Below are 25,605 nucleotides of genomic sequence, written 5' to 3'. Positions count from 1 at the left end.
CTTTTACACCATAATTCCCCGATCCCTTGGTCTACTTTTGCACAATATTTAACAGTCTGGAGGCAGCAAAACTACTTACAACTTGCTCGTACAGTAAAACTGCAAGCAAATTAGTCGAAGGTAAGAGAAGAACAAATCAGACGCTACATTCGCAGCTCGCCGCCATACGACCAGAAAGAACCCGCCTGCTCGCCTGCAAAACGACGAAACAAAACTGGCGATGCTGCTGGTGCCATATCTGTTGGCATGGTGAAAAGGTATGCCCACAATGTGAAGACTGGATCTATGCCATGACTTGTAACGATTCATGCGTGGTCTAGATCAATTAATATAATTTAGCCATTAAAATCATAATAATAATCACGCTATTGTTAGTTGCCTTACCAAGAAATTGGCTTAATGTGATTTTAGTCAAGGCCTGGCTAAAAACTTGAACTGTTCTTCGGGCATTTCTCGCATTCAGCTAACAAATTGATACGATAGAAACAATTTCAAAGAGGAAAAAGATATATGGCTTACGAAGCTCAGATCAGTCGTAATAACCCAGCAGCATTTCTTTTCGTCGTCGATCAGTCTGGTTCCATGTCAGACAAAATGTCCTCCGGTCGAAGCAAGGCTGAATTCGTCGCTGATGCGCTTAATCGAACTTTAATGAACCTAATCACTCGCTGTACTAAGTCGGAAGGCGTACGTGACTATTTCGAAATTGGTGTTTTGGGTTACGGTGGCCAAGGGGTTTCTAATGGCTTCTCTGGCCCGCTGGGAGGACAAGTCCTCAATCCAATTTCTGCTCTCGAACAGAATCCAGCCAGAGTGGAAGATCGCAAACGGAAGATGGATGATGGAGCAGGCGGAATCATCGAGACAGCAATTAAGTTTCCAGTATGGTTCGATCCTATTGCTAGTGGTGGCACGCCTATGCGCGAAGCCTTAACCAGAGCCGCCGAAGAGTTGGTGACTTGGTGTGACTCCCATCCGGATTGCTATCCTCCGACTATCCTGCATGTCACTGACGGCGAATCAAACGACGGGGACCCAGAAGAGATTGCCAATCATCTGCGGCAAATTCGCACCAATGACGGAGAAGTTCTGATTCTCAATATCCATGTTAGCTCCCTTGGAAACGATCCAATCAGATTCCCCTCCTCTGATACCGGCTTGCCGGATGCCTACGCTAAACTGCTGTTCCGCATGTCCAGCCCTCTACCTGAGCACTTGGTACGTTTCGCACAGGAAAAAGGCCATACAGTCGGTATAGAATCTCGTGGTTTCATGTTCAATGCTGAGGCTGCCGAACTCGTCGATTTCTTCGACATCGGAACCCGCGCTTCTCAACTGCGCTGAGTCAGCAATGAAACTGGAATTCTCAGGGATAGTTCCAAAAGATCCTGAATCCCCTGAGGCAAATGAGGACAAATTTGCTTTCTCCGAAGACGGGAGAAGGCTTGCTCTCTGCGATGGGGCGAGCGAGTCCTTCAACTCAAAGTTATGGGCTGATCTTCTTGCTCGTAAATTTATTGTCGATCCGAAAGTCAATCCTGAATGGGTAGCATCTGCTTTAGCGGAATATTCTGCCGCGCATGACTTCCCGTCTATGTCCTGGTCCAAACAAGCGGCATTCGAAAGAGGCAGCTTTGCAACACTTATCGGCGTAGAGCAATTTGAAGAGCATCAGACGGTAGAAATTCTTGCGATCGGAGATAGCATCACCATGCTGGTTGATTGCGGGAAACTCATTCGCGCCTGGCCCTTCGATGATCCGGAAAAATTTAAAGAGCGGCCGACACTACTTGCGACTCTCCCCGCTCATAACAATTTCGTTAGCGGAAGTAATTTCTGGACACTACATGGGAAAACTTTTTACCTTGAAAAACTAACCCAGCCCAAACTTCTCTGTATGACCGATGCACTCGGCGAATGGGCACTGAAACAAGCGCTGGCGGAGGATTCTGGTTTTATCGAATTACTTTCGCTGCAAACGGAAGAGCAGCTTACAGAATTAGTCTTGAGGGAGCGTGCAGCAAAACGTATGCATATCGACGACTCAACGCTGCTTGTACTATCGCTTTAACGCGGAAACAAAGATGCCTTACCCATCTCTTGAACAATACAACCAAGCGTTTCAGCTACATAGTAAGCTGTTAAGCGATCCTGAATTGAGATCAGGCTCAGTCGCAACGACAGGGTTGGGGCTGCCACTCGCCATTAGTGGTGGTTTTGCACTGACCTATACGATCACATCAGGTGTTAAGAAATACGCTGTTCGTTGTTTTCACAGGGAATCAAAAGCTTTAGAACGTCGTTATGAGGCTATATCCAGGAAGATCTCCAGCCTTCGCTCACCCTATTTTCTCGACTTCCAATTTCAGCCCCAAGGGATCAAAGTCGAAGGAATATCTTACCCTATTGTCAAAATGGCATGGGCCAAGGGAGAGACACTAGGAGAGTTCCTTGAGGTCAACAGGCGTTCTGCGCAAGCAATAGCGAAACTATCTACATCGATTGAATCACTTGCCGCCTACCTTGAAAAAGAAAAAATTGCACATGGTGATTTTCAGACCGGAAACTTGATGGTTTCCGATGGAGGAGCAACCGTTCAGTTAATCGACTATGACGGAATGTTCGTTGATGAAATTAAGACATTAGGAAGCTCAGAGCTGGGGCATGTCAATTTTCAGCATCCCCGTCGTAAAGCAACGAATCCGTTCAATCATACTCTGGACCGTTTCTCACTGATTTCACTCTGGCTGGCTCTTAAAGCCTTGCAAATCGACCCGTCCATTTGGGATAAATCAAATTCAGAACTGGATGCAATCATTTTTCGAGCTAATGACTTTGTAGACCCTGGTTCATCTTCCATCTTAGGGATGCTATCGGGCATTCAACAGCTTTCCACCCATGTAAAGAATTTTGCCGCAGTCTGCGTTTCAGCGATGGAAAAAACGCCTTCCCTTGGTGACTTCATTGCCGCTAGAAACATCCCCATGCCACTAGCTTCGATCAGTATGAATGGGGATGTTCCAGCCAGCAGGCTGAAACACGGTTACATCGGTGCCTACGCCGTATTATCAGCGTTAGAGTACAGTGCCTGCCTTCAAAGAGTTGGCGATAAAGTTGAAGTTATCGGGAAAATTATTGACGTCAAACTCAATAGGGCCAGAAATGGCAAACCATATATCTTCGTTAATTTCGGAGATTGGCGCGGTAATATCTTCAAAATATCAATATGGAGCGAAGGCCTCAAGGTTTTGCCTGTCAAACCTGATGCCTCATGGGTGGGGAAATGGATTAGTGTCATCGGTCTTATGGAACCACCTTTCGCTAACAACAAATATAAATATTCGCATCTCGCAATTACGGTAACGACCATCGGTCAAATGACAGTTCTCTCAGAAACAGATGCCCGCTGGCGTCTTGCTGGGCCAAACGATAGCCGACAAACATCAACTTCTACTGGCAGCAACCAGGAAGCCTTGGAGCGCATAAAGGGTAAGAATATCACTTCAGCTCCTCAGCCTATGAGCGCTAAGGCCACATCGGCAAACCAGGCAATCCTCGACAAAATACGAGCATCAACACAGCAAACTGCGTCAGCAAGATTGCACACTAATCAAGTAACGCCGACTAAATCTTCAACCCAGTATGTTACACCAGCAAGCGCATCAAGTTCACTGCATACATCGACAGCTCAAAACATTCCGAGTAATGCTGCCACCTCAAATCAGCAAGCCTCTAAAACAAATATAATCACAAAGATTTTCAAATGGCTTTTTGGATGAGGAGCACGAGTAAAAACGCACGCGACCTGATTATCACGATGTTTATTTCCTAGCTCTCTTAAAAAATAAGGTAAAAAATGGACGCTGAGAAAATTCAAGCAGATATCGATGCTTTTTTGACATACATGAATGACGATACCTAATCATATTGACGTATCTTGTTATGGACTTTTACTAACAATTTAGGATGGCAAATGAACGTTGTTCACAGCATGGGTATAGAAGAAAAAGTTGATCTCATTGAATCTAGTGCTACACGTTATTACTTTCGTGAAGTGTATAGCAGCTATATAAATGGCAATTACCGAGCAGCTGTAGTGTCGCTTTGGTCAGTCTTAGTCTGCGATGCAGTTTACAAAACGCAAAAGCTTTTTGAACTTACAGGTGATGTTTGGGCGCAAAAGAAGCTAAGCGCTATTGAAAAACTGCAGCAGGAAAATAGTAAATCCTCAGAGTGGGAGTTGGATCTTTTTGAAGGATTTTACACCAACAAAAAGTTTATCGGCATTGGTGAAATTTCGAACATCAGAGATATCCAGAAAAAAAGACATCTCTGCGCACACCCTGTGTTGTCAGAGGATAATGCCTTATATACTCCTAATAAGGAGTCGATAAAGAGCATGATTTTAAATGCTCTTGATGATTTTCTGATACGTAAGAACTATTATGGAAAAGATATCTTTCCAGTGCTAAGAGACACACTTAAAGAAAATAGTGAATACTACTCAGAATTAAAAAATATCAACCCCCTCATAAATAAATACTGTCAGAGATTAACTCCTTCAGCAATTTATCAGATATTTAGAAACTTCTATAAGTTCAGTTTTAAATTGGATGACGAGGATGCTGTTAAATATCGAATAATAAATCAAAATGCTTGTTTTCAACTGTACAAAGAAGTAAAAAAAAGTGTTCTTCTCATCCAAAAAATGAAAGAGGAAATTGATTTGTTTGAGAACATTTCTTTCAAAACACAAACTCTCACATATCTTTTCCATTTTCTATCCTTCAACAGGGAAATCTATGACACTTTTTCTAAAGAAATGCGTGACAGGCTGGAAACCTGCCGTGATAAAGAGACTGAAGATGATGTTTTTTATGGGCTTAAGATTTGTAGTATGTTTTCATTCAAAAAACCTGATGAGTACTTCAAATTTTTGAAGAAAGCCTTAAATGATAATCAGATCAAGCGATTTACAATCGTAGAGTATGAATTTATTACCGACGTTTACCATGACACGGATTGCCGTGAGGCATTACAAAATATATCGATTTCGTATGCAGAAAACTCTTCCAACTATGACGATGCAGACAACAGATTCAATCTTGTGCTCAGCGAAAAATTGCTGAACTCATTTACCTCTGAACAGTTGAACAGGCTGCTCACTTGTTTCGATACCAATAGTCAAATTAGTGAAAGACGCCGTAGTAGAATAGATCACGAAAAATTAGAAAAAAGACTGGCGGAGATAACAGCCTAAATGTCAGTCTGTTTGTCTGGGGGCAACCTTTGGCTGAGCAGTAGTCAAATAGCTACGCAACAGTCCAATCTATACACTAATCACATTACCCTAATTCATCCTCCTCAGGCTGGCTTTGCCAGTCTGGTAATCCCCCCTAAAAATCGGCTTATCTGCTGCAGAATGCGTTCAGACCTTCATAAACGGCAGAATATCACTGCTCTACCGCTTATGAAGGTCTGTTCAGGAAAATGATATATATCTAAAACTATTTGTAATGATAATTTTTTGCTATCAATATTCACTACACTAGCCATAGTTATCAACGTTTCGGTACAATTTTTCCTGTTGTGTTATCCAAGCGATATTGAGCAATAGTACCGTCCACAATATATTGGATTACAGCCTGTACTGTTGCCAAAGGGACGTTAAACCATTCTTTAGGTGTATAAACCTGCCCATTATGGCTTTTGAGGGTAATATTGAGGCGACGAGCAGCAAGAAAGCCATGTACTAGAGCTTCAAGCTTCTGTGCATTTAAATTGAAGCATTGGCTGGTGGCTATAATTCTGACTGGTGCCTCAAGAAAAGTACGATCTTTTTCCGCATTTTTAATTCGCTGTTCTACAGTCGTTTCAGTAAAGCCAATTTTGTACAGGTTTTGTTTATAAGGTATTAGCGCAGTATCTTTACTCTTAGTAGCAAGTATATATACCAAGCCAGATGGAATGGATTTATCTGACGGTAGCAGTTTCTGACCATTAAGTTGCACTTTACGCCCTTCTTTATCTCTTACTAATCCATGAGTTAAGGACTGATAAAGCATGTTCATTTCAGTACCATTCTCAAATACCAGATGTAAACGAGAATTATAACTGCTGTATTCACTAAGACGTTCACCAGCGCGATGTACATAACCAACCACGCCGTTAAGGACAAAAAAGTCGCTTTCGAGAATTTTCAATTTGTGCGTAAAACGTTCTAGGCTAAAAATGCCATCTTTTAAGCCCCCACGTAGCTTATGAAAAAGGGGATCAAACCGCTGAAAATCGGGGCAAGGCTGTCGTTGAGCAATTTCATCGGGTTGCTCTTTTCTGTCAGCCGCTACATGCTTCATACTGAAAATATCAGGCTCATCGAAATTAAGTAAATCGTCATCGTCATCGGCAAAAATATCTTCCAATGAAGTAACAAGCTCTGATTTGTTGATGTAAGCAGGTGGTTCAGGTTCTGCAGCTAAGTTGGTTGGTTTGTAGTCCGTACTGTTTGATTCCAATAAGTTATAGAGATCCATAGACCTTAATTGTAAGCACAGGTCAGGATCTTCTTTAATACTGCGTAAGCGCCGTGCAAGACGCTTTTCATCAAGAGATACCGTGGTTCCTTCCGTAGGTAGCCGACCATGCCATTCGTAATACGCTACGATTTCTGAAAATTGGTTACCATACAAGTTAACCAAATCCGATTTGGGCTGTAACGGTTGCACATCAAGCAGGTCGAATTCATCGTCCTCTGAAAGGATGCTATGCAATGTCGATTTACCAGACAGGTGATTAGTCGATAAACTGATCATCTTACTGCCCCTGTTTAGCCATCTGTTGTTGTTTAATCTTACGTATAAACGCTAAAGCTTCTGCATACCGTACTTCAATAGGGTCACTTGAATTCAACGATGGCTCATGCTCGTGCTCTTTTTTGAATTGCTTAATTTTTGGCCAAAGGATTACAGCTTCCTCTTCAGAAACTTGAGATTTACTGGCACTGACAGCCTCCTGAATAGTCTTCAGCATAGGAGCCGTAACTGATTTCGAAAGAATCTCATAAGCACCATGAAATGGATTAACGGAATCAATCAAGTCTATATCAAGGTTGTCGATACAAAGGAACCTCCCCCCCATTTTAAGGAACTGTTTCCCCGCAACACTTGAGCTGGATTCCCCCTCAATAACTTCCCCCATATCTATTACGGCATCAGGCGGTAGGTCTTCACCTTCAATCAATCCGCCTTGTTGAGTAATCAACATGCTTTGTAATATTCCCTGCCTTATTTGTTCCTGTTCTTCTTCAGTCAAGTCTGGGTAAAGAGTTTGAATCACTGCAGGCAAAGCCACCTGAGTAACAGTCTCAGGTGGTGTAGTTTCACTGATCGCCTCTTTGACCGTTTGTTCGTTAGCCATTAACGTGGCCATAATTTCGTTCTTGTCACCATTAAGGATGTCAAGCACTTTCTGAGATACCGGTGTGCTTGATGAATCGTCAACTAACAAGGTATTCGGTGGCAGTGGCTTCCCATCCCATTGAGAACGAGGTTTGAACTGAATATTGGGGGCAAGAATCTGTTCCATCAATAACGAGGTCGTAATCGCTTTTAGCATGTTGTTGACTGATGATTTTACATCGTCATCCTGTGCATCGGGCTGAGCAATCAAATTAGTGAACTGAGCATGTTTTTTGCCAACACAATCACGTGTTGCGCGGCCAATGATTTGTACAATCTCAGTCAGCGAGCTGCGGTAACCAATAGTCAAGACATGTTCACAGAAAGGCCAGTCAAACCCCTCTTTTGCCATACCCAACGCGATGATAATGTCTATGCCATCGGCAGCTTTAATATTACGTAGATAGGCTTGGATTTTGGGCCTTTCGATGGGGTTATCATCCACCAGATTCGCCAGTTTAAGTAAACGACCACCTTTCGTCTCAATATGGTAAACACCAGTAACTGTGTCGCGTTTTAACACATCTCCCAAGACATCCAAGATGGCATCTACCTCTCCATGCTTGTCCTTAGTTGATTCGACAGAGTTAACATTCGGGATATGAATTATAGTTTTTTTACTGGAATCAAGAACTGAGGGTAAAGCATCGATGTAAGGCCCCTGGTAAAAATGGTAGCCAATTCCAAGGGATTTCAGATATTGGTAGCCGTTTAGCTGCTCATAATAGGTATAAGTAACCTTAGTGAACAAAGCTTCATCTTCGGCCAACAAAATAGGTACCGTATCACCACGGAAGTAGGAGCCAGTCATAGCGACAATATGCGCACTTGAGTTTTTTATCAGATCGTCGATAAGACTACCCAGACGGTTATCACCATCGGCAGAGACATGGTGAAACTCATCAATCGCCACTAAGCAATCATCAAAATCGGTTACGGCTAATTTTTCAAAAGCAAAGCGCAAGGTTGCGTGTGTGCACACAAGAATCTTGTCATCACTGGCCATAAAGCGTAGAAATGCACTGACCTTACCGGCTTCACCACCATCGATGCATAGATTGTTTTCTGGTTTAACAATCCAGTCAGCGAAAAAACCGTGTTGTGTAAGTTTGGTGTCTTGAAACGAGCCACCGATAGATTTTTCCGGGACCGCGACTATCACTTTACGCAAGCCCTGATGTTCCAACTTATCCAAACCAAGAAACATCAGCGCGCGTGATTTCCCACAGGCAGGGGGAGCTTTAATCAAGAGATACTGGCTATCACGTTCAGCAAAAGCCCGGGCTTGCATTTCACGCATACCCATTGAGTTAAGGCTAGAACTCTGACCCGTTTGACCATACTCGACATTTAAAAGGTTATTCATCATAAGTCCTTAAGTTTCTGAAGTGCCTTTAGCTATTATGAATTCAAAACGTCGGTATACACAGTGTCAGTTTTGAACCAAAGCTTCATATCGGGCTAACAGATAGCTTAACCGGTCGGCAGCATCTTTAAAGGGGCGTTCCCGATAAAGCCGATCTACTGCTTTATCTAGCGCCTGATGGGCAGCTAGTAACTCAGGTGGCATCTTGTCAGGATCATAAAGCTCAGCCAAGGTCCGGCCAGGGAATTCTTCACGAGTCAGAATGGCCTCTTCAGCTAGTCTTTCAATCTCTTTGCGCTGGGTATTGGTGACTTTAGGCCAAGGAAAAGGGTTATAAACAATTGAAGCCGAATATCGATAATCGCTTTTCAATCGACCAGCAACTAATCTCATCCAGTCATTGTGCATTAACGAGGTCATCACTCCAAATTCATAAAGAGTACCATCAGGAAGAATAAAATTCCCATCTGAAGAAATTATTTCAGAACTAAAAAAACCTATCGGCACATAAGTGCGCCTTTCTGACGAAACTCTTGGAATAAGAATATAATTACCAGATAAAGGCTGTCTATTCTCATCGAAAAGGTGAGACTTTTCAGCCTTTACTCTCGTTGCAAGTTTTGTGCTTTTCAATCGAAATTCACGAACAGCGTTAATTCTTTTTTTAATGGATGGAGGCATTGCTTGTAAATCTTCACTAGTTGCATTTACCAACCATAAACACCAGCGCTCCTTTCCATTTAAGAATTCATCAGACCCCAGAATCTTTTTGATCCAATATCCAACTTTCGGTTCCTCTTCAAGAATTTTTTCTCGCTGAGTTCTGTTTAACATCAAATGGCCACTGTCAGTAGGTTTATTTCCGTATAGCAAAGGTGACACACCATTAACCAACGGTTTACTGAGTGCTGAAACAGCAATATTGTTACCTTCTACTAAGTAAGGACTAATATTACCAACTTGCCTACAATGCCAATTTTCATTTACCCGCTGATATAGTTTTCGTATTTTTACTTGAGCAGCTAGTCCAATGATAACAACGTGAACTGCTGCCTTGTCTCGGGCATTATTAGCCCACGTAAAAGTTGGGTACGCGAAATGAATATTTAAGCCAAGATCAAAAATTGGAGGCCAAAGAGTAGCTACCTGCTCACCTTGACAAAGTGAGTTTGTTGCCACTAATGCAAGTTCGGCACGAGAGTTTTGAATATACTGGGCTCCTTTCCAGAACCAACAAGCGACAAAATCTAGGGAACCCAATGATTTGAATTTGCTAAAAATTACTTGCATATCTGCGCGTTGCTCATCGGAACGACCTAGTGTGCCAAGAAATGGTGGATTGCCGATGACATAAACCTCATCCTCAATCCCTTTAGGGCAAACCATATTCCAATCAAGCCGTAAGCTATTGCCGCTACGGACATTACCACTCTCACGCAAAGGCAACGCTGGAAGAGCAAAACCAAATGCTTGTTCCCACTGGCTGTTTAATTGGTGTTCGGCCAGCCAAAGAGATAAACGTGCTATTTCACAAGCGAAGTCGTCAATTTCGATGCCATAAAACTGTGAGAGATGCAGTCCACTCATCGAAAAACCTTGTGACTCTAACGCCTTCAGAGCATCAATAACCTTCATCTCCAGCTTACGCAGCTCTTTGTAAGATACGATTAGAAAGTTTCCCGAACCACAGGCAGGATCAAAAATTTTGATCTCGGACAGACGAACCAGCAGAGCCTTTAAACCTTTCGCGCTGCGGCGTTGTTTATCCAGCTCAGTTTCTAACCGGTCAAGGAACAGCGGCTTTATCACCTTCATAATGTTGCTGTATGAAGTATAGTGCTGGCCTAAACGACTACGCTGTTCGACATCAATCACTGCCTGGAACATACTGCCGAAGATGTCAGGATTGATTTCGCTCCAGTTCATCGTGCCGCATTCGAGCAGAATTTTACGTCCCTTTTTGCCTAGTTCTGGAATAGGCTCGTCAGAGGAAAAAAGACCACCGTTAACATAGGGAAAAGCCGCTAAATGAGCAGGCAGTTTTTGTCGTCGCTGGCTAGCTGGAGCAGCATTGAGAACGGTGAATAATTGATATAGGAACGTGTCGAGATCACTACCATCTTCCTCGGTATAACTCTTGATTGCTGAGGTGAACTGAGTCGGTTTGAAAATACCCGTATCTTCGGCAAACAGACAGAATAGCAAACGGGTAAGGAAGACATTAAGTGCATGAATATCTTCTGGCTTACTGAGATCATTGTGAACACGAATAAGGTCAAACAGCTTGCCCATTTTCTCAGCTGCTTTCACATCCGCAGGATTCTCGCTACCAATAATTGCTTTTTCCAGGCCAGCTAATGGTAAGAAAAAAGCATAATTGCTGTGTAACTCATCTAACTCAATATCGAGCCTTTCTTTACTCAATGTATCCCAGGCTAAGAAGCGCACAAAATCGGTGACCAGTACAAAACGGATTTTATTTTTAGCTATTGCTGGATCAGCTATTCGTTGCTCCAAAGCCACATCAAGATCTTCTTGGTCATTAATGCGTTGAAAATAGAGTTTATTCTTCAAAGCAACGTGGCCTGCCTCCTTTGCTACATTACGACTTCCTCCTTGTCGAATCTGCGTAATTGTTGCTTTAGGAAAATCAAAGGCTGACATAAAACCATAAATGAACTCATCACGGTCAAATTCACGGGTTAGTAGTTCGAGTTGTTCAAATATCTTCGCCTGATTGACGGCCATCGGTAATCCTTTAGGGGCTTAAGCTTTTTTCGTAACTATTGTAAGGGATTCATAAAAATACAGAAAGTCTGAACATTGATGTGTGCTACGGCCTAGCCTGGCAACATATTCACCTCGATGGCGTCAGCCCGGAAGCTTTCGAACAGACCTCGTTGTGTGGACATAATTTGTCTACATAGGTGGAGTAAATTCTACTTTAATTTAAATTTTTAGGCCTGTTTGAACGGGCTGGAATAACACCCGATTAATTAAGTTATCTGTAGATGTGCTTTCGTATCGTTCTGCCAAAACATTGCGTAGTTTCATTAATCGAGCATTGGCTGTTCCAACCAGAGAACCAAATGTTGTGGCCCGAACTCTCCCATACGGGTTTCGCTCTCCGTCACCGACAAGCTTCTCGCGGGCAACACCGGCCGCTACTTTTTGCCCAACAACCCAAGCGTTTATAAACGGTGTTCCCGACATCAAACCCGATGATGCAATGTCCTGTACATAACCATCAGCTTGATTCACCTCTTTTCGTGTAAGCTCAAACCCACCTTTCTTTAGTTCAATTACCAAAATATTTTGCATTTGTACGAGAGTCAGATCTACTGGGTCGAATGTCTCGATGCCCGTCATCTGCCATGTTGTTTTTTCAGGCAAAACTACAATATCAGGACGATTGCGCTCGTTTATAAATTGAGCACCAGGGCTTTTGAATAGTTCGCGGGCTACAGATTGTAATGTCATATTCGAGCAATATTCCTGCGATTCGAATTCAGGACCAAACAACCAACGAGAACGTAAAATCAATGGATGTAGAGTGTGTAACTCATCCGTATCAGGATCATCAGCCAAACGCTGAATTGTTTCTACCACGCTGAGTCGACTGTCAATTTCATCAAGGACCCGCAACGCGTCCTTGACTGTCCATTCAGCCAGTAACCGATCTAAACCCTCTATATCGTCGTGCTGCAAAGTAGCAAGCTTTTCCAGTAATGCGGCTCCGCTCTTGGTCTTTTCAAGATGAATAAGCGCCTTAACTGCTGTGGCAAGAAATTCTGGGGAGACAGTCGGATGCTCTTGAGCTACCGCTGTAGTGAATTCAGCCACTCCCAAGCGGGCCCCCTGACCCAAAGTTGCTAACTCTGAGCGGTTTTGCATCAGAGCATCCTCTGATGTAATTTCAGTAAATTCCACAGCAAGCCTTTGTGCAACATCACGAATGTGCTCAGCTGTAGCCTGATATAATTCATTTACAGAATCAGTGGGACAAAAAGCGGTCCAGTCTTGTTCAACATCAGATTCGAAACCTTCTGTATCAACGATAACCTTGTAACGCCGGGCAAAGCGTGTACGTCCGTCGAAATTGGCTATCTGTCCAACTGCCCATGACGGGGTCCCAACTAATCTGTGCTGTACCCAAAATGCAATTCCTTGGTGCAAAGAAGAATGATTCAGACGAGTTGAGTCGATGACAATCACTTTGGCATGACGTCCTGCACTGAGGCACAGGGTCTCTTCACTTATTCGCCCATCAATCTCAGTAAAGGGTCGTAACTTGCCATTAACACGCACCTCGAATTCAGGATCGTGGATGAAGCGGGCGGATAATACAGTGAGTATTTCATCGGCATCTGGCAGTTTGCGTGTTACCTGTACCTGCAATCGTGTACCGGATCCTATGTGTTTCTCCTCAGTCTCACTACGACACACGAAAGGACTAGAACCAGCTCCGGTGCCAACAACGAAGGTTGCCAAAATGCCATCGCGCCAAGTTTTCACTTCGTATTCGTCAGCAAAACAAAGCAAGCCATGGCGACCAATGCCATTGCGACCGTAAGCCTTTCGCGGGCGGGCAGTTCGTCCGGTAGGGAACTCTACATTGAAACCTTGATACTTCTCGCGGGTATAGCGCAAAGTCATCCAGCGCTTTTTAAATTGCTCCGGGGTCATACCATGACCATCGTCTGTCACAGTCAATATTCCACCTATATCGGTAGGTAAAACCAAGTCTACTCGTGACGCTCCGGCATCCCAGGCGTTAGCAACTAACTCTGTTAAAGCGACCTGTGGAACATGTGCTACCTGCCCAAGTTCCCGTAGCAGGTAATCGTCCTCAAAAAGCGAGTTCTGTAGTGGTTGCTCAGACATGGGCGGCCTCACATAAACGATTCGGTGACCAAATTAATTCTACTAATCCCGCAATCAGTTTCCGGCGTACCTGTTGCTCCGCTTTATCGAATACCTCAGCGAATTTGAAAGGCAGCTCATATTTGATAGAAAACTGCTGAAACTGTGGCTGATGTTCGTAAACACTGGAGTCCAAACTTGCGGCAAAGAAGTTCTGTTTGGCATAGTGCACCCGCTTCAGGGGAAACGGTTTGTCCTGCAGGCTCCGGTTAACATCTGCTGGTAAGAGTAAAATTGACGCAACATGATTGCGCCAATCTTGAAATTCCTGCTCAGTACTGAACTGATCTTTCACGATTTCGTAATCATCAGCCCAGATATGTTCGATGTCGAATGGGTTCTTGAGAGTACGGTCCACCAATCGATCAAATGTCTCAGTACGCCCTGCGCCGATCTCAGTTGCTTCTGTCAGTCGTGCTAGCAAATGGTAGATATAACGGCGACTGAATTGATTGAGCCCTAAACCATCAATACCCGTTCGTCCTTTTACTGCGTAGCCGGAGAACGTAACATCATCATCTGCCAACTTATTCTGGAGGATAGCTACCAACTCCGATAGCGGTTTACGCCTGATCTCCCGGCACAATAACCACATAGCGTAAGACACACTTGAGTATCCAACCCGGACATAATTCACTACTCGACGCATCAACCAGATGTCCAAATAAGTAGCTGTGACCGCCAGTTTGCGGTCCACTGTCTCGTCGTCGTCAGTTTCTATCAACGATGCTAGGAGCACCGTATTCTGCCAAGTAAAATCATTGTGAGCGTTGTAGTAGACCGCTCGTAGCTTCGGTGTGTAATGCTTGCTGGTATGTAGGATACGTCGGTACGCTTTGGCAAAAAATGGAAAGCTTACAGCCATCATGTTCTGATTTTCCTGAGCTTTACCCAAACCCAGGCGAGAGTTGTTTTCTCGCACCCAGCGGTGAAAGACTGAACCGATCAACTCCCAATCTTTATCGACCGATCCCGCCTTACGTTCACGGATACTTTCTGCGTACTGTGCCCGTAACCACGCCTTAATACAGTTGGCATCACGCTCCGGTTCGTGCCCCCCTCCCCAAGAGATCAATTCCAAAACTTGTTGTTTCCAGACCTGATTAGCCTGTAATCGCGCATCCTGTTCTTCAATTGGAGCCAACAGATAGGCCTTCAACATATCGACTGGACTCAGTGGCTTACCCCGATCATTCATCGTTTCAAAAATAGCGTAGGCATAGCTATCGTTATCCGTGGCAATCTCGATCAAACCTACCCTCGTCAACAACCAGTAGATGAAATGTGGCAGCGCGTCTCCTAGTTCTGCCATCAGGTCATTTACTTCAATATCGCTATAACGAGCATACATGGTTTGGATGGATTCATCCTTACCGTCCGGATTGAACGCTTCCCCTTTAAATAGTGCATTAATAACAGGTAACCGCTCAGAGATGTCAAGGTTAAACTTGGGCTTACCGAGGTTGTCACTGAAAATGAGTGGGGCTAAGGTTTGGGCTACCGGCAGCCCCTTTTCTTGGGCTGCTCTGTACAGGCAAATCAGCAACAGTGTCAAGGAAGTGACCCGCTGCTGACCATCAATTAAGTAGTTTTTGTTGTTGCGCTTGCTGACAATGATAGAACCAAGAAAATACTCGCCATAGCTGCTGACGGCACTGGTTTCATCATCCGGTTTGCTATAGCTGAAAAATTTGCCCTGAAGATCAGAGAGTAGCTCGTCAATGTTCTCCTTTTCCCATTTGTACTCGCGCTGGTACTCATCAATGGAAAACGACTGACTTTGCAACAACTGTTGTACGTTGCGGTAGTGAGGGGTAATGGTGCTCATATCAGACGAAACCATTCTAATGAGTAATTGCTGCATTATGCCTTGCTTACGGAGCAGTGTCTTTGACCCTTGTTCAAAATCAGTGCGTTTCAAAATCTGTAGTGGCACAGTTGAGTTAAAAGCCCGCAAATAACACAATTAGAAAAAATAAGGCATATCAGATACATGCCTTACAGAAACTTTTTTTAATCAGCTCGTATTCAACTTCGCAAAATCAAACGGACTAATCCCCTTTTCCCGATTCGCATCCAGATAATCTGCCCACCACTGGATCATCAGTCTGCGTTCATCTAAGTGCTCGGCCTTATGAATATAAGCCGCACGCACAGAGTTGCGCTCCTGATGGCTCATCTGCCGTTCTACTGCATCCCTAGACCATAATCCCGACTCAATCAATGAACTACAGGCCATGGTTCTGAAACCGTGGCCACAGACTTCAACCTTCGTGTCATAGCCCATCACGCGTAGGGCTTTGTTTACCGTGTTTTCACTCATCGGTTTACGTGGGTCGTGATCACCGATAAAGATCAGCTCACGATTTCCACTCATGCTTTTGATCTTTTCCAGAATGGCGAGAGCCTGGCGGGATAAGGGGACAAGATGGGAAGTGCGCATTTTTGAACCTCGATGCGAATGCTTAACACCTTCCAGTGGTTCACGTTCTCCAGGGATGGTCCACATAGCGGTTTCAAAATCTACTTCTGACCAACGGGCAAAGCGTAATTCACTGGAACGGATAAAGACCAATAAAGTCAATTCTACCGCTAACCGAGTGAGTGGCCTGCCACTGTAGTAATCTATGCGATGAAGTAACTCTGAAACACGATTTAACTCAAGTGCAGCACGGTGCTTTCTTTTACCGGTAGCAACAGCGCCCGCCATCTCCTGCGCGGGGTTGTAATCAATTAAACCGCTTTGTACGGCATAGCGCATTATCGCTGTGGTTCGTTGTTGCAGGCGGGAAGCCACTTCAAGACGTCCAGACATCTCCACGGCTTTGATTGGAGGCAAAAGATCACGGGTTCCGAGGTCTGCAATATTCCGTTTGCCTATGGCTTGAAAGAGATTGTCCTCTAAGCTTTTGAGCACTCGAGCACTGTGAGCTTCTGACCATTGACGATTACTGGCATGCCACTCTCTGGCTACCACTTCAAAAGTTATCGCTTCTTGCTCCTGCTCTACCTTAACGGCTTTCTTGCTCTCACTTGGGTCCACACCGTTAGCTAACAGCTTACGAGCTTCGTCACGCCGTGCCCTGGCATCAGCCAGTGATATTTCAGGGTACTTCCCCAACGCCAACATCTTTTCTTTACCGCCAAAGCGATAGCGTAGCCGCCAGTATTTGGAACCGTTAGGGTGAACCAGCAAAACCATGCCTTCACCATCAGTAAGTTTATAGGCTTTTGCTTCAGGCTTAGCCGAACGAACCTTCACATCACTCAGAGCCATGTTGAGTATCCTTTCAAGGGTTCTGTGTGGGTACAAACATTATCGAACCGGGATATACCCGCATTTGTACCCGCATCAGTAAGTTGATGTAGATTGAATCAGGTTGACTTATGTTGACTGAAAAAGCGAGAGGAGCCTTGCGGGGACTGGATTTTAGGCATAAAAAAAGACCTCAGTTGAGGTCTCTTTACATACTAATGGTGCCGAAGGCCGGAATCGAACCGGCATGCCTCGCGGCGGTTGATTTTGAATCAACTGCGTCTACCGATTTCGCCACTTCGGCACTGAAGTAGTATGCGGAGAACGAGGTGAATTATACCTACCAATGATCCGCATGCAACTGTTATCCAATCAAGTTTAGTCTAAGTGTTGAAAAAACCGCCATCAACGCCGTTTTAGTAGCAAATAAACACTGATTAGGAGGAAAAGTATACTCGGCAGCAGCGCGCCAATCACTGGCGGGATGTTGTAAACCAAACTCAGTGGGCCAAAAATCTGATCCAGTACGTAGAAAACAAAGCCAAAGAAGATGCCGGTGACAACCCGAACACCCATCGGCACACTGCGTAATGGACCAAAAATAAATGACAGCGCCATCAACATCATCACCGCCACCGAGAATGGCGCAAATATCTTGCCCCACATGTTCAGTTCGTAGCGACTTGATTCCTGGCCACTTTGCCTCAAGTATTTGCTGTAATCATGCAGCCCGCTGATGGAGAGTGAATCTGGATTCATGGCAACCACGCCCAGCTTCTCGGGTGTCAGGTTAGTTTTCCACTCACCGGTTAACGTCTGCGAGCCAGTCACCTGAGTCGGGTTGGTTAAATCAGATTCATCAACCTGCGATAACCGCCATAGATTACCTTCATAAGTGGCTGTCGCCGCGTAACGAACCGACAATAGGCGGTCTTGTTTATCAAAGTGATAAATATTGACGCCAGTCAGCTCTTTGTCGCCCGACACCCGCTGAATATAGATAAAATCAGAGCCATCTTTTGCCCACAAACCAGACTGCGTCGATAACAATGAACCGCCGTACATCTGCTGTGCGCGGAAGTTACGCGCCATCTGCTCGCCTTGCGGCGCTACCCACTCGCCGATTGCCATGGTCAGCAATACCAGCGGAATGGCGGTTTTCATCACCGCAGCAGCAATTTGCATTCGGGTGAACCCCGACGCCTGCATAACCACCAGCTCACTGCGGGTCGCCAATGTACCAAGGCCCAGCAAGGCACCTAACAGCGCTGCCATCGGGAAAAATATCTCAATATCCTTGGGGACACTGAGCAAGGTGTACATGCCGGCGGATGCCGCCGAGTAGTCGCCTTGCCCGACTTTACGCAACTGATCAACAAATTTGATGATGCCAGACAACGATACCAGCATGAATAATGTCATCAGGATGGTATTGAGGATAGTCCGTCCGATATAACGGTCTAATACACCAAACATCAGGCAGCACCTCTCAATCGAGCACGTAACTTACGAGCCGGCAGGCCATCCCACAGGTTCAATATCACCGCAATAGCCAGATAAACACCATTCACGGTCCACATCCAGAGAAGCGGGTCCAGCTTGCCGTTACCTGCATTCGAGCGCAGGGAGCTTTGCAACAGGAAGAAAATCAAATACAGCAACATCGCGGGCAACATACTGAGGACGCGGCCCTGACGCGGGTTGACCACACTCAGCGGCACCACTAACAGCGCCATGATAACCACCGACACAATCAGTGTCAGCCGCCAGTGAAACTCTGCTCGAGCGTCTGCTTCATTCGAGCGCCATAGCTGTTTCATGGTCATCTGCTCAGCCACATTGCTGTTTTGTTGCACTTCCTGATGCCCAATAATGGCCTGATAGTCGACAAAATCGGTGATGCGGAAATCGCGCAGCAGCGCGGTGCCCTCATAGCGGGTGCCTTTATTCAGGATAACCACTTGCGAGCCATCAGGCCGCTCGGTCATATGACCGCTGTCGGCTACCACCACGGAGGGGCGCTGATTACCGTTTGGCCGCAATTGTGCCAAAAATACACGGTTGAACTCTTTGCCCGTCACATTACCGATAAATAAGGCTGAATTACCATCGGTTGAGGATTTAAACTGCCCACCCGCTAATGCGGCGAGACTGGGATTAGCTCTGGCTTCATTCAGCACTTCATCTTGATGTTTGGACGACCAGGGGCCAAGCCAGATTGTATTGACCGCCGCCAGCGCAGAAGTGCCCAGCGCCAGAATCAGGGCCGCCATAATCAGGGATTTTTTGCCCATGCCGCAGGCATGCATCACGGTGATTTCACTCTCCGTATACAATTTGCCTAAGGTCATCAACAAGCCAAGGAATAGGCTTAATGGCAAGATAAGTTGTGCCATTTCCGGCACACCGAGCCCCAAAAGGGATAAAACCAGATTTGTTGGGATTTCACCGTCAACCGCAGCGCCTAATATCCGTACTAACTTCTGGCTAAAGAAGATTAATAGCAGGATGAACAGAATCGCAATTTGGCTCTTAAGTGTTTCCCGTACTAGATATCTAATGATGATCACGCTAATACGCCTGTGAAAACTTGTCTTTTTGCAGGAAAATCGATAGTTTCATCGTTAATCCGCCATTTATTCTCATCATATGGCAACCTTCACAGCTAAAATAGTATTACAGCATCTAGCGTTTAGGTGTCCTATAGGAACATGCTTATAGTCGCCAAAACAAAACAACTTATACCGTTAAGGTTAACACACGTCGTTAACACAACGGAGCAGAGATCGTTGCGGAGCGCTATATTCTAGCGATAGCATCCGCCTTTGTCTTTAAGATTCAGGAGAGTGCATGGAGTTCAGTGTAAAGAGCGGCAGCCCGGAAAAACAGCGCAGTGCCTGTATTGTAGTCGGCGTTTTCGAACCTCGTCGTCTATCTCCCATTGCCGAACAACTCGACAAAATTAGTGATGGCTACATCAGCGCTTTATTGCGCCGTGGTGAACTTGAAGGCAAAGTCGGGCAGACGCTGTTACTGCACCATGTGCCGAATATTCTCTCCGAGCGCATCTTGTTAATTGGCTGTGGCAAAGAGCGCGAGCTTGATGAACGCCAGTACAAGCAAGTGATCCAGAAGACCATCAATACCCTTAATGACACCGGCTCAATGGAAGCGGTCTGCTTCTTGACTGAGCTGCATGTAAAAGGCCGCAATACTTACTGGAAGGTGCGTCAGGCGGTAGAAACCGCCAAAGAGACGCTTTACACCTTCGATCAGCTTAAAAGTAATAAAACTGAACCTCGCCGTCCGCTGCGTAAAATGGTGTTCAACGTGCCAACTCGCCGCGAACTAACCAGCGGTGAGCGCGCAATCCAGCACGGTCTGGCGGTGGCATCCGGTATCAAAGCCGCCAAGGACTTGGGCAATATGCCGCCAAACATCTGTAATGCCGCCTATCTGGCGTCGCAGGCGCGTCAACTGGCCGATGCGTTCAGCACCAATATCGTCACTCGCGTGATTGGCGAACAGCAGATGAAAGAGCTGGGTATGCACTCTTACCTAGCGGTTGGCCATGGTTCGCAGAACGAATCATTGATGTCAGTGATAGAATATAAAGGCAATCCAAACCCTGACGCTAAGCCAATTGTGCTAGTGGGCAAAGGGCTGACCTTCGATTCCGGTGGTATCTCCATCAAGCCTGCCGAAGGCATGGATGAGATGAAATATGATATGTGCGGTGCGGCAACGGTTTATGGCGTGATGCGCGTCGTGGCTGAACTGCAACTGCCATTGAACGTGATTGGCGTGCTGGCGGGCTGTGAAAACATGCCGGGGGGTCGCGCTTATCGTCCAGGTGATATTCTGACCACCATGTCCGGCCAAACTGTTGAAGTGCTGAATACCGATGCGGAAGGCCGTCTGGTGCTGTGCGATGCACTGACCTACGTTGAACGTTTCGAGCCAGAGCTGGTGATTGATATCGCGACTCTGACCGGCGCGTGCGTCGTGGCGTTAGGCCACCACATCACCGGTTTGATGTCGAACCATAACCCATTGGCTCACGAGTTGATTGGCGCATCAGAACAAGCCGGTGATCGTGCGTGGCGCTTGCCGTTAGGTGATGAATACGCCGAGCAACTGGACTCCAACTTTGCTGATATGGCAAATATTGGTGGCCGTGCCGGTGGCGCGATTACGGCGGGCTGCTTCCTGTCACGCTTTACCCGTAAATATAGCTGGGCGCACCTGGATATCGCGGGTACTTCATGGCGTTCAGGCAAGAACAAAGGCGCAACAGGCCGTCCGGTCGCGTTGCTGTCACAGTTCCTGCTTAACCGCGCAGGGTTAAACGGCGACGATTAATCGTTTGATATATTTTTGAGTTATCTAAAGGGCACGTTGTTGAGACAAATTGTTGATACAATCACGTGCCCTTTTACGTCATGCTGATTTCGCTAAAGTCACCAAAACAGGTTACATCAAATAAAGTCATGAAAAACGCCACCTTCTACCTGCTCGAACACGACACGCCCGCCGGTGAGCTGCGCGCTCATGAGGCGTTGGCCTGCGAGGTTGCCGCTGTTCGTTGGCGGGCGGGCAAACGGGTGCTGATCGCCTGTGAGAGTGAAGAGCAGGCCCAGCGGCTAGATGAAGCCCTGTGGCAGCGCGCTCCTGACCAGTTTGTGCCGCACAATCTGGCCGGCGAAGGGCCAAAATATGGCGCACCGGTTGAATTGGCCTGGCCTGAGCGGCGTGGGAATTCCCCTCGTGACCTGCTTATTAGCCTGCTACCTGAGTTCGCAGGTTTTGCCACCGCTTTCCATGAAGTGGTAGACTTCGTCCCTTACGAAGAAAATTTGAAACAGTTGGCGCGCGACCGATATAAGTCTTATCGCAGCGTCGGCTTCCACTTGACCACGGCAACGCCGCCAACTAATTGAAATAAAAAAGAAAATGGAAAACACACCTTCTAGCATCGACAAAACTGAGCCGTCCCTCGATAAAACCTACAGCCCGCAAGAAATTGAGCAGCCGCTGTATGAACACTGGGAAAAACAGGGCTATTTCAAGCCGAACGGCGATACCAGCAAAGAGAGCTACTGCATCATGATCCCGCCGCCGAATGTAACCGGCAGCCTGCACATGGGCCATGCTTTCCAGCAGACCATCATGGACACCTTGATTCGCTACCAGCGTATGCAGGGGAAAAACACCCTGTGGCAAGCGGGTACTGACCACGCCGGTATCGCTACCCAAATGGTAGTTGAGCGCAAGATTGCCGCCGAAGAGGGCAAAACCCGCCACGATTACGGCCGTGAAGCCTTTATTGATAAAATCTGGCAGTGGAAAGGGGAATCAGGCGGCACCATCACCCGCCAGATGCGCCGTTTGGGTAACTCCGTGGATTGGGAACGTGAACGTTTCACCATGGACGATGGCCTCTCCAACGCGGTGAAAGAAGTGTTTGTCCGTCTGCACAAAGAGGATCTGATTTACCGTGGCAAACGCCTGGTGAACTGGGACCCGAAACTGCGCACTGCCATCTCTGATCTGGAAGTGGAAAACCGCGAATCCAAAGGCTCGATGTGGCATCTGCGTTATCCGCTGGCCGATGGTGCCAAAACCGCTGAAGGCAAAGATTATCTGGTCGTGGCAACCACCCGTCCGGAAACTGTGCTGGGCGATACTGGTGTTGCCGTCAATCCAGAAGATCCACGCTATAAAGATCTGATCGGGAAAGAAGTGATCCTGCCACTGGTTGGCCGCCGCATTCCGATCCTCGGTGACGAACACGCGGATATGGAAAAAGGCACCGGCTGCGTGAAAATCACGCCAGCTCACGACTTTAATGACTATGAAGTGGGCAAGCGCCACGCCCTGCCGATGATCAACATTCTGACCTTCGACGGTGATATCCGCACAGAGGCAGAAGTGTTTGATACCAATGGCGAAGCGACCGATACATGCAGCGGCGCAATTCCAGAGCAGTTCCAAGGTCTTGAGCGCTTTGCGGCCCGTAAAGCGGTGGTCGCTGAATTCGATAAGCTCGGCCTGCTGGAAGAGGTTAAGCCGCACGACCTGACGGTGCCTTATGGTGACCGTGGTGGCGTGGTCATTGAGCCAATGCTGACCGACCAGTGGTATGTCCGCACCGCCCCGCTGGCGAAAGTCGCCATTGAAGCGGTGGAAAATGGCGAGATTCAGTTCGTGCCTAAGCAGTACGAAAACATGTATTACTCATGGATGCGCGACATTCAGGACTGGTGTATCTCCCGTCAGTTGTGGTGGGGTCACCGTATCCCGGCTTGGTATGACGAGCAGGGTAAAGTATACGTCGGTCGCGATGAAGCTGAAGTGCGCCGCGAAAACAACCTCGGCCCTGAAATCGCCTTACGTCAGGACGAAGACGTGCTGGATACCTGGTTCTCATCTGGTCTGTGGACCTTCTCCACTCTAGGCTGGCCTGAGCAAACCGAAGCACTGAAAACCTTCCACCCAACCAGTGTGGTGGTCAGTGGCTTTGACATTATTTTCTTCTGGATTGCCCGCATGATCATGATGACCATGCACTTTATGAAAGATGAAAATGGTAAGCCGCAAGTGCCGTTTAAAACCGTGTACATGACGGGCCTGATCCGCGATGACGAAGGGCAGAAAATGTCCAAATCGAAAGGTAACGTCATCGACCCACTAGATATGGTTGACGGCATCTCGCTGGAAGAGTTGCTGGAGAAACGTACCGGCAATATGATGCAGCCGCAGCTGGCAGAGAAAATCCGCAAGCGCACCGAGAAACAGTTCCCAAATGGCATTGAGCCACACGGCACTGATGCCCTGCGCTTCACGCTGGCAGCACTGGCCTCCACTGGCCGTGATATCAACTGGGACATGAAGCGCCTGGAAGGATATCGCAACTTCTGTAACAAGCTGTGGAACGCCAGCCGTTTCGTGCTGATGAACACCGAAGGGCAAGATTGCGGGCAGAATGGCGGCGAAATGGTGCTGTCACTGGCTGACCGCTGGATTCTGGCTGAATTCAATCAGACCATCAAAGCCTATCGCGAAGCGATGGACACCTACCGCTTCGATCTAGCGGCCGGTATTCTGTACGAATTCACCTGGAACCAGTTCTGTGACTGGTATCTGGAGTTGACCAAACCGGTGATGAACAGCGGTTCTGAAGCTGAACTGCGTGGGACTCGCCATACACTGATTGAGGTATTGGAAGCGCTGTTGCGTCTGGCGCATCCTATCATTCCTTACATCACTGAAACCATCTGGCAGCGGGTTAAGACCCTGAAAGGCATTACCGCAGACACCATTATGTTGCAGCCTTTCCCTGAATATGACGCCAGCCAGGTTGATGAAAAAGCGCTGAGTGATTTGGAATGGATCAAGCAGACCATCATTGCTGTGCGTAATATCCGCGCAGAAATGAACATCGCTCCGGGTAAAGCACTGGACGTAATGCTGCGTGGCGCTAGCACTGAAGCTCAGCGCCGTGTACTGGAAAACCAGAGCTTTATCCAGTCGCTGGCTCGCTTATCCTCTCTCACTCTGTTAGCTGACGGTGATAAAGGCCCAGTCTCAGTGACCAAACTGGTTGAAGGTGCAGAAGTGCTGATCCCAATGGCGGGCTTGATCGATAAAGCTACCGAGTTGGATCGTCTGGCGAAGGAAGTCGCGAAGCTGGAAGCAGAAATTGAGCGTATCGAAGGCAAATTGAGTAACGAAGGTTTTGTGGCGCGCGCCCCAGAAGCCGTGGTTGCCAAAGAGCGCGAGAGAATGGCCGCCTGTGCTGAAGCCAAACAGAAGTTAATTGAGCAGCAAGCGACTATCGCCGCACTGTAAATTCATCTGACATGAAGTAAGTACTCACTGGGGGCCATGATAATCTGGCTCCCAGTTTTTTTACCATTGCATTAATTCAGTGTTAAATGGTATTACAGATTATAACTAAGATATTACCTTTGGATTTATAGAGCATGACCACAGCTACATCTATCCATCTGCTGGTGCGCCCCATCACCGCAGCAGACAATCTCTCTATCGCCAATGTTATCCGCGACGTCTCGGCTGAGTTTGGCCTGAGCGCAGATAAAGGCTATACCGTGTCTGATCCAAATCTGGATCACTTATATGAGCTGTATAGCCAGCCGCGCAGCGCTTACTGGGTGATTGAAGTGGACGGCAATATTGCCGGAGGTGGTGGTATTGCCCCCTTGTCGGGTGGTGAAACCGATCTGTGTGAATTGCAGAAAATGTACTTTCTGCCACTATTGCGCGGCAAAGGTTTAGCAAAGCAATTGGCATTGCAGGCGCTAGAGTTTGCCCGCCAGCAGGGCTTTGGTCGCTGCTATCTGGAAACCACCGCCAGCCTGACCAGCGCAGTAGGTTTATACGAAAAATTAGGTTTTGAGCATATTGATGGGCCGATGGGCAACACCGGTCATGTGGATTGCGAAGTGACGATGCTGAAAATATTGTGATTATTCAGGGCGCATCAAGCGCCCTGATACTATCAGCTAACACCCCTGCGGCTTCCAGGAAAAAGAGATTTCCCAAAGTCATTGGAGTCGCAGGTAGGCAGCCAGCAAACGCAT

16 protein-coding genes and 1 tRNA gene are annotated in these 25,605 nt (G+C 46.7%); 8 read left to right on the top strand and 9 right to left on the bottom strand.

The window, feature by feature from the left end; genetic code table 11:
- The first annotated feature begins 510 nt into the window (after positions 1-510).
- The 4 genes from AACW11_RS01935 (at position 511) to AACW11_RS01920 (ending at position 5,260) form a co-directional block, all read left to right on the top strand.
- Positions 511-1,344, top strand: coding sequence for a TerY-P anti-phage system-associated VWA domain-containing protein (locus AACW11_RS01935; protein WP_050291011.1), 834 nt, complete (start codon positions 511-513; stop codon positions 1,342-1,344).
- A 7-nt stretch (positions 1,345-1,351) separates the two neighbouring features.
- The gene (locus AACW11_RS01930) at positions 1,352-2,071 is read left to right on the top strand and encodes a TerY-P anti-phage system serine/threonine phosphatase (RefSeq protein WP_050291010.1); all 720 of its coding nucleotides are present in this window, start codon (positions 1,352-1,354) and stop codon (positions 2,069-2,071) included.
- Between the two features lie 13 nt (positions 2,072-2,084).
- Positions 2,085-3,779: a serine/threonine protein kinase gene (locus AACW11_RS01925; protein WP_050291009.1), complete on the top strand. Its 1,695-nt coding sequence runs from the start codon at positions 2,085-2,087 to the stop codon at positions 3,777-3,779.
- A gap of 194 nt (positions 3,780-3,973) precedes the next feature.
- On the top strand, positions 3,974-5,260 hold the full coding sequence (locus AACW11_RS01920; RefSeq protein ID WP_050291008.1) for a hypothetical protein: 1,287 nt from the start codon (positions 3,974-3,976) through the stop codon (positions 5,258-5,260).
- Between the two features lie 301 nt (positions 5,261-5,561).
- Here the strand turns inward: AACW11_RS01920 and AACW11_RS01915 are convergent, their stop codons facing one another.
- The 9 genes from AACW11_RS01915 to lptF form a co-directional block, all read right to left on the bottom strand.
- On the bottom strand, positions 5,562-6,812 hold the full coding sequence (locus AACW11_RS01915) for a GIY-YIG nuclease family protein (protein ID WP_050291007.1): 1,251 nt from the start codon (positions 6,810-6,812) through the stop codon (positions 5,562-5,564).
- 1 nt (position 6,813) lies between these two features.
- Entirely contained in the window at positions 6,814-8,826 is a 2,013-nt protein-coding gene (locus tag AACW11_RS01910; RefSeq protein WP_050291006.1) for a DEAD/DEAH box helicase, read from the bottom strand.
- Positions 8,827-8,889: 63 nt separating this feature from the next.
- Positions 8,890-11,571 carry a class I SAM-dependent DNA methyltransferase gene (locus AACW11_RS01905; protein WP_050291005.1) on the bottom strand — a complete coding sequence of 894 codons (2,682 nt, stop codon included), beginning with the start codon at positions 11,569-11,571 and terminating at the stop codon, positions 8,890-8,892.
- 201 nt (positions 11,572-11,772) lie between these two features.
- Complete coding sequence (locus AACW11_RS01900; RefSeq protein ID WP_072087839.1) at positions 11,773-13,707, bottom strand: ATP-binding protein; 1,935 nt, start codon at positions 13,705-13,707, stop codon at positions 11,773-11,775.
- A complete protein-coding gene (locus AACW11_RS01895; RefSeq protein WP_050291004.1) occupies positions 13,700-15,610 on the bottom strand; it encodes a DUF262 domain-containing protein in 1,911 nt (636 codons plus the stop codon). The genes AACW11_RS01900 and AACW11_RS01895 overlap by 8 nt, the downstream gene beginning before the upstream one ends.
- 153 nt (positions 15,611-15,763) lie before the next feature.
- On the bottom strand, positions 15,764-17,023 hold the full coding sequence (locus AACW11_RS01890; RefSeq protein WP_212585726.1) for a tyrosine-type recombinase/integrase: 1,260 nt from the start codon (positions 17,021-17,023) through the stop codon (positions 15,764-15,766).
- A 198-nt stretch (positions 17,024-17,221) separates the two neighbouring features.
- Positions 17,222-17,306: transfer RNA gene (locus AACW11_RS01885), tRNA-Leu, on the bottom strand.
- Positions 17,307-17,407: 101 nt separating this feature from the next.
- On the bottom strand, positions 17,408-18,478 hold the full coding sequence (lptG, locus tag AACW11_RS01880) for an LPS export ABC transporter permease LptG (RefSeq protein WP_212585725.1): 1,071 nt from the start codon (positions 18,476-18,478) through the stop codon (positions 17,408-17,410).
- Entirely contained in the window at positions 18,478-19,572 is a 1,095-nt protein-coding gene (gene lptF / locus AACW11_RS01875) for an LPS export ABC transporter permease LptF (protein ID WP_212585724.1), read from the bottom strand. The genes lptG and lptF overlap by 1 nt, the downstream gene beginning before the upstream one ends.
- A gap of 280 nt (positions 19,573-19,852) precedes the next feature.
- On the opposite strand from lptF, the gene pepA reads away from it, so the two are divergent.
- From pepA to AACW11_RS01855, 4 genes are all read left to right on the top strand, one after another.
- The gene (gene pepA, locus AACW11_RS01870) at positions 19,853-21,364 is read left to right on the top strand and encodes a leucyl aminopeptidase (RefSeq protein WP_212585723.1); all 1,512 of its coding nucleotides are present in this window, start codon (positions 19,853-19,855) and stop codon (positions 21,362-21,364) included.
- Positions 21,365-21,492: 128 nt separating this feature from the next.
- Positions 21,493-21,942, top strand: coding sequence for a DNA polymerase III subunit chi (locus AACW11_RS01865; protein WP_212585722.1), 450 nt, complete (start codon positions 21,493-21,495; stop codon positions 21,940-21,942).
- A 13-nt stretch (positions 21,943-21,955) separates the two neighbouring features.
- On the top strand, positions 21,956-24,853 hold the full coding sequence (locus AACW11_RS01860) for a valine--tRNA ligase (RefSeq protein ID WP_212585721.1): 2,898 nt from the start codon (positions 21,956-21,958) through the stop codon (positions 24,851-24,853).
- A 134-nt stretch (positions 24,854-24,987) separates the two neighbouring features.
- Positions 24,988-25,491 carry a GNAT family N-acetyltransferase gene (locus AACW11_RS01855; RefSeq protein ID WP_212585720.1) on the top strand — a complete coding sequence of 168 codons (504 nt, stop codon included), beginning with the start codon at positions 24,988-24,990 and terminating at the stop codon, positions 25,489-25,491.
- Positions 25,492-25,605: the final 114 nt, after the last annotated feature.

The organism is Yersinia sp. Marseille-Q3913, from assembly GCF_963892745.1.
Taxonomy (GTDB): Bacteria; Pseudomonadota; Gammaproteobacteria; order Enterobacterales; family Enterobacteriaceae; genus Yersinia; species Yersinia bercovieri.
The sequence above is the reverse complement of the archived record's forward strand: the minus strand, read 5'-3'. Positions and strand labels throughout refer to the sequence as shown.

Coding starts and splice junctions, on each gene's coding strand:
- AACW11_RS01935 (WP_050291011.1), top strand. CDS start 511: ATGGCTTACGAAGCTCAGATCAGTCGTAATAACCCAGCAGCATTTCTT.
- AACW11_RS01930 (WP_050291010.1), top strand. CDS start 1,352: ATGAAACTGGAATTCTCAGGGATAGTTCCAAAAGATCCTGAATCCCCT.
- AACW11_RS01925 (WP_050291009.1), top strand. CDS start 2,085: ATGCCTTACCCATCTCTTGAACAATACAACCAAGCGTTTCAGCTACAT.
- AACW11_RS01920 (WP_050291008.1), top strand. CDS start 3,974: ATGAACGTTGTTCACAGCATGGGTATAGAAGAAAAAGTTGATCTCATT.
- AACW11_RS01915 (WP_050291007.1), bottom strand. CDS start 6,812: ATGATCAGTTTATCGACTAATCACCTGTCTGGTAAATCGACATTGCAT.
- AACW11_RS01910 (WP_050291006.1), bottom strand. CDS start 8,826: ATGATGAATAACCTTTTAAATGTCGAGTATGGTCAAACGGGTCAGAGT.
- AACW11_RS01905 (WP_050291005.1), bottom strand. CDS start 11,571: ATGGCCGTCAATCAGGCGAAGATATTTGAACAACTCGAACTACTAACC.
- AACW11_RS01900 (WP_072087839.1), bottom strand. CDS start 13,707: ATGTCTGAGCAACCACTACAGAACTCGCTTTTTGAGGACGATTACCTG.
- AACW11_RS01895 (WP_050291004.1), bottom strand. CDS start 15,610: ATGCAGCAATTACTCATTAGAATGGTTTCGTCTGATATGAGCACCATT.
- AACW11_RS01890 (WP_212585726.1), bottom strand. CDS start 17,023: ATGGCTCTGAGTGATGTGAAGGTTCGTTCGGCTAAGCCTGAAGCAAAA.
- lptG (WP_212585725.1), bottom strand. CDS start 18,478: ATGTTTGGTGTATTAGACCGTTATATCGGACGGACTATCCTCAATACC.
- pepA (WP_212585723.1), top strand. CDS start 19,853: ATGGAGTTCAGTGTAAAGAGCGGCAGCCCGGAAAAACAGCGCAGTGCC.
- AACW11_RS01865 (WP_212585722.1), top strand. CDS start 21,493: ATGAAAAACGCCACCTTCTACCTGCTCGAACACGACACGCCCGCCGGT.
- AACW11_RS01860 (WP_212585721.1), top strand. CDS start 21,956: ATGGAAAACACACCTTCTAGCATCGACAAAACTGAGCCGTCCCTCGAT.
- AACW11_RS01855 (WP_212585720.1), top strand. CDS start 24,988: ATGACCACAGCTACATCTATCCATCTGCTGGTGCGCCCCATCACCGCA.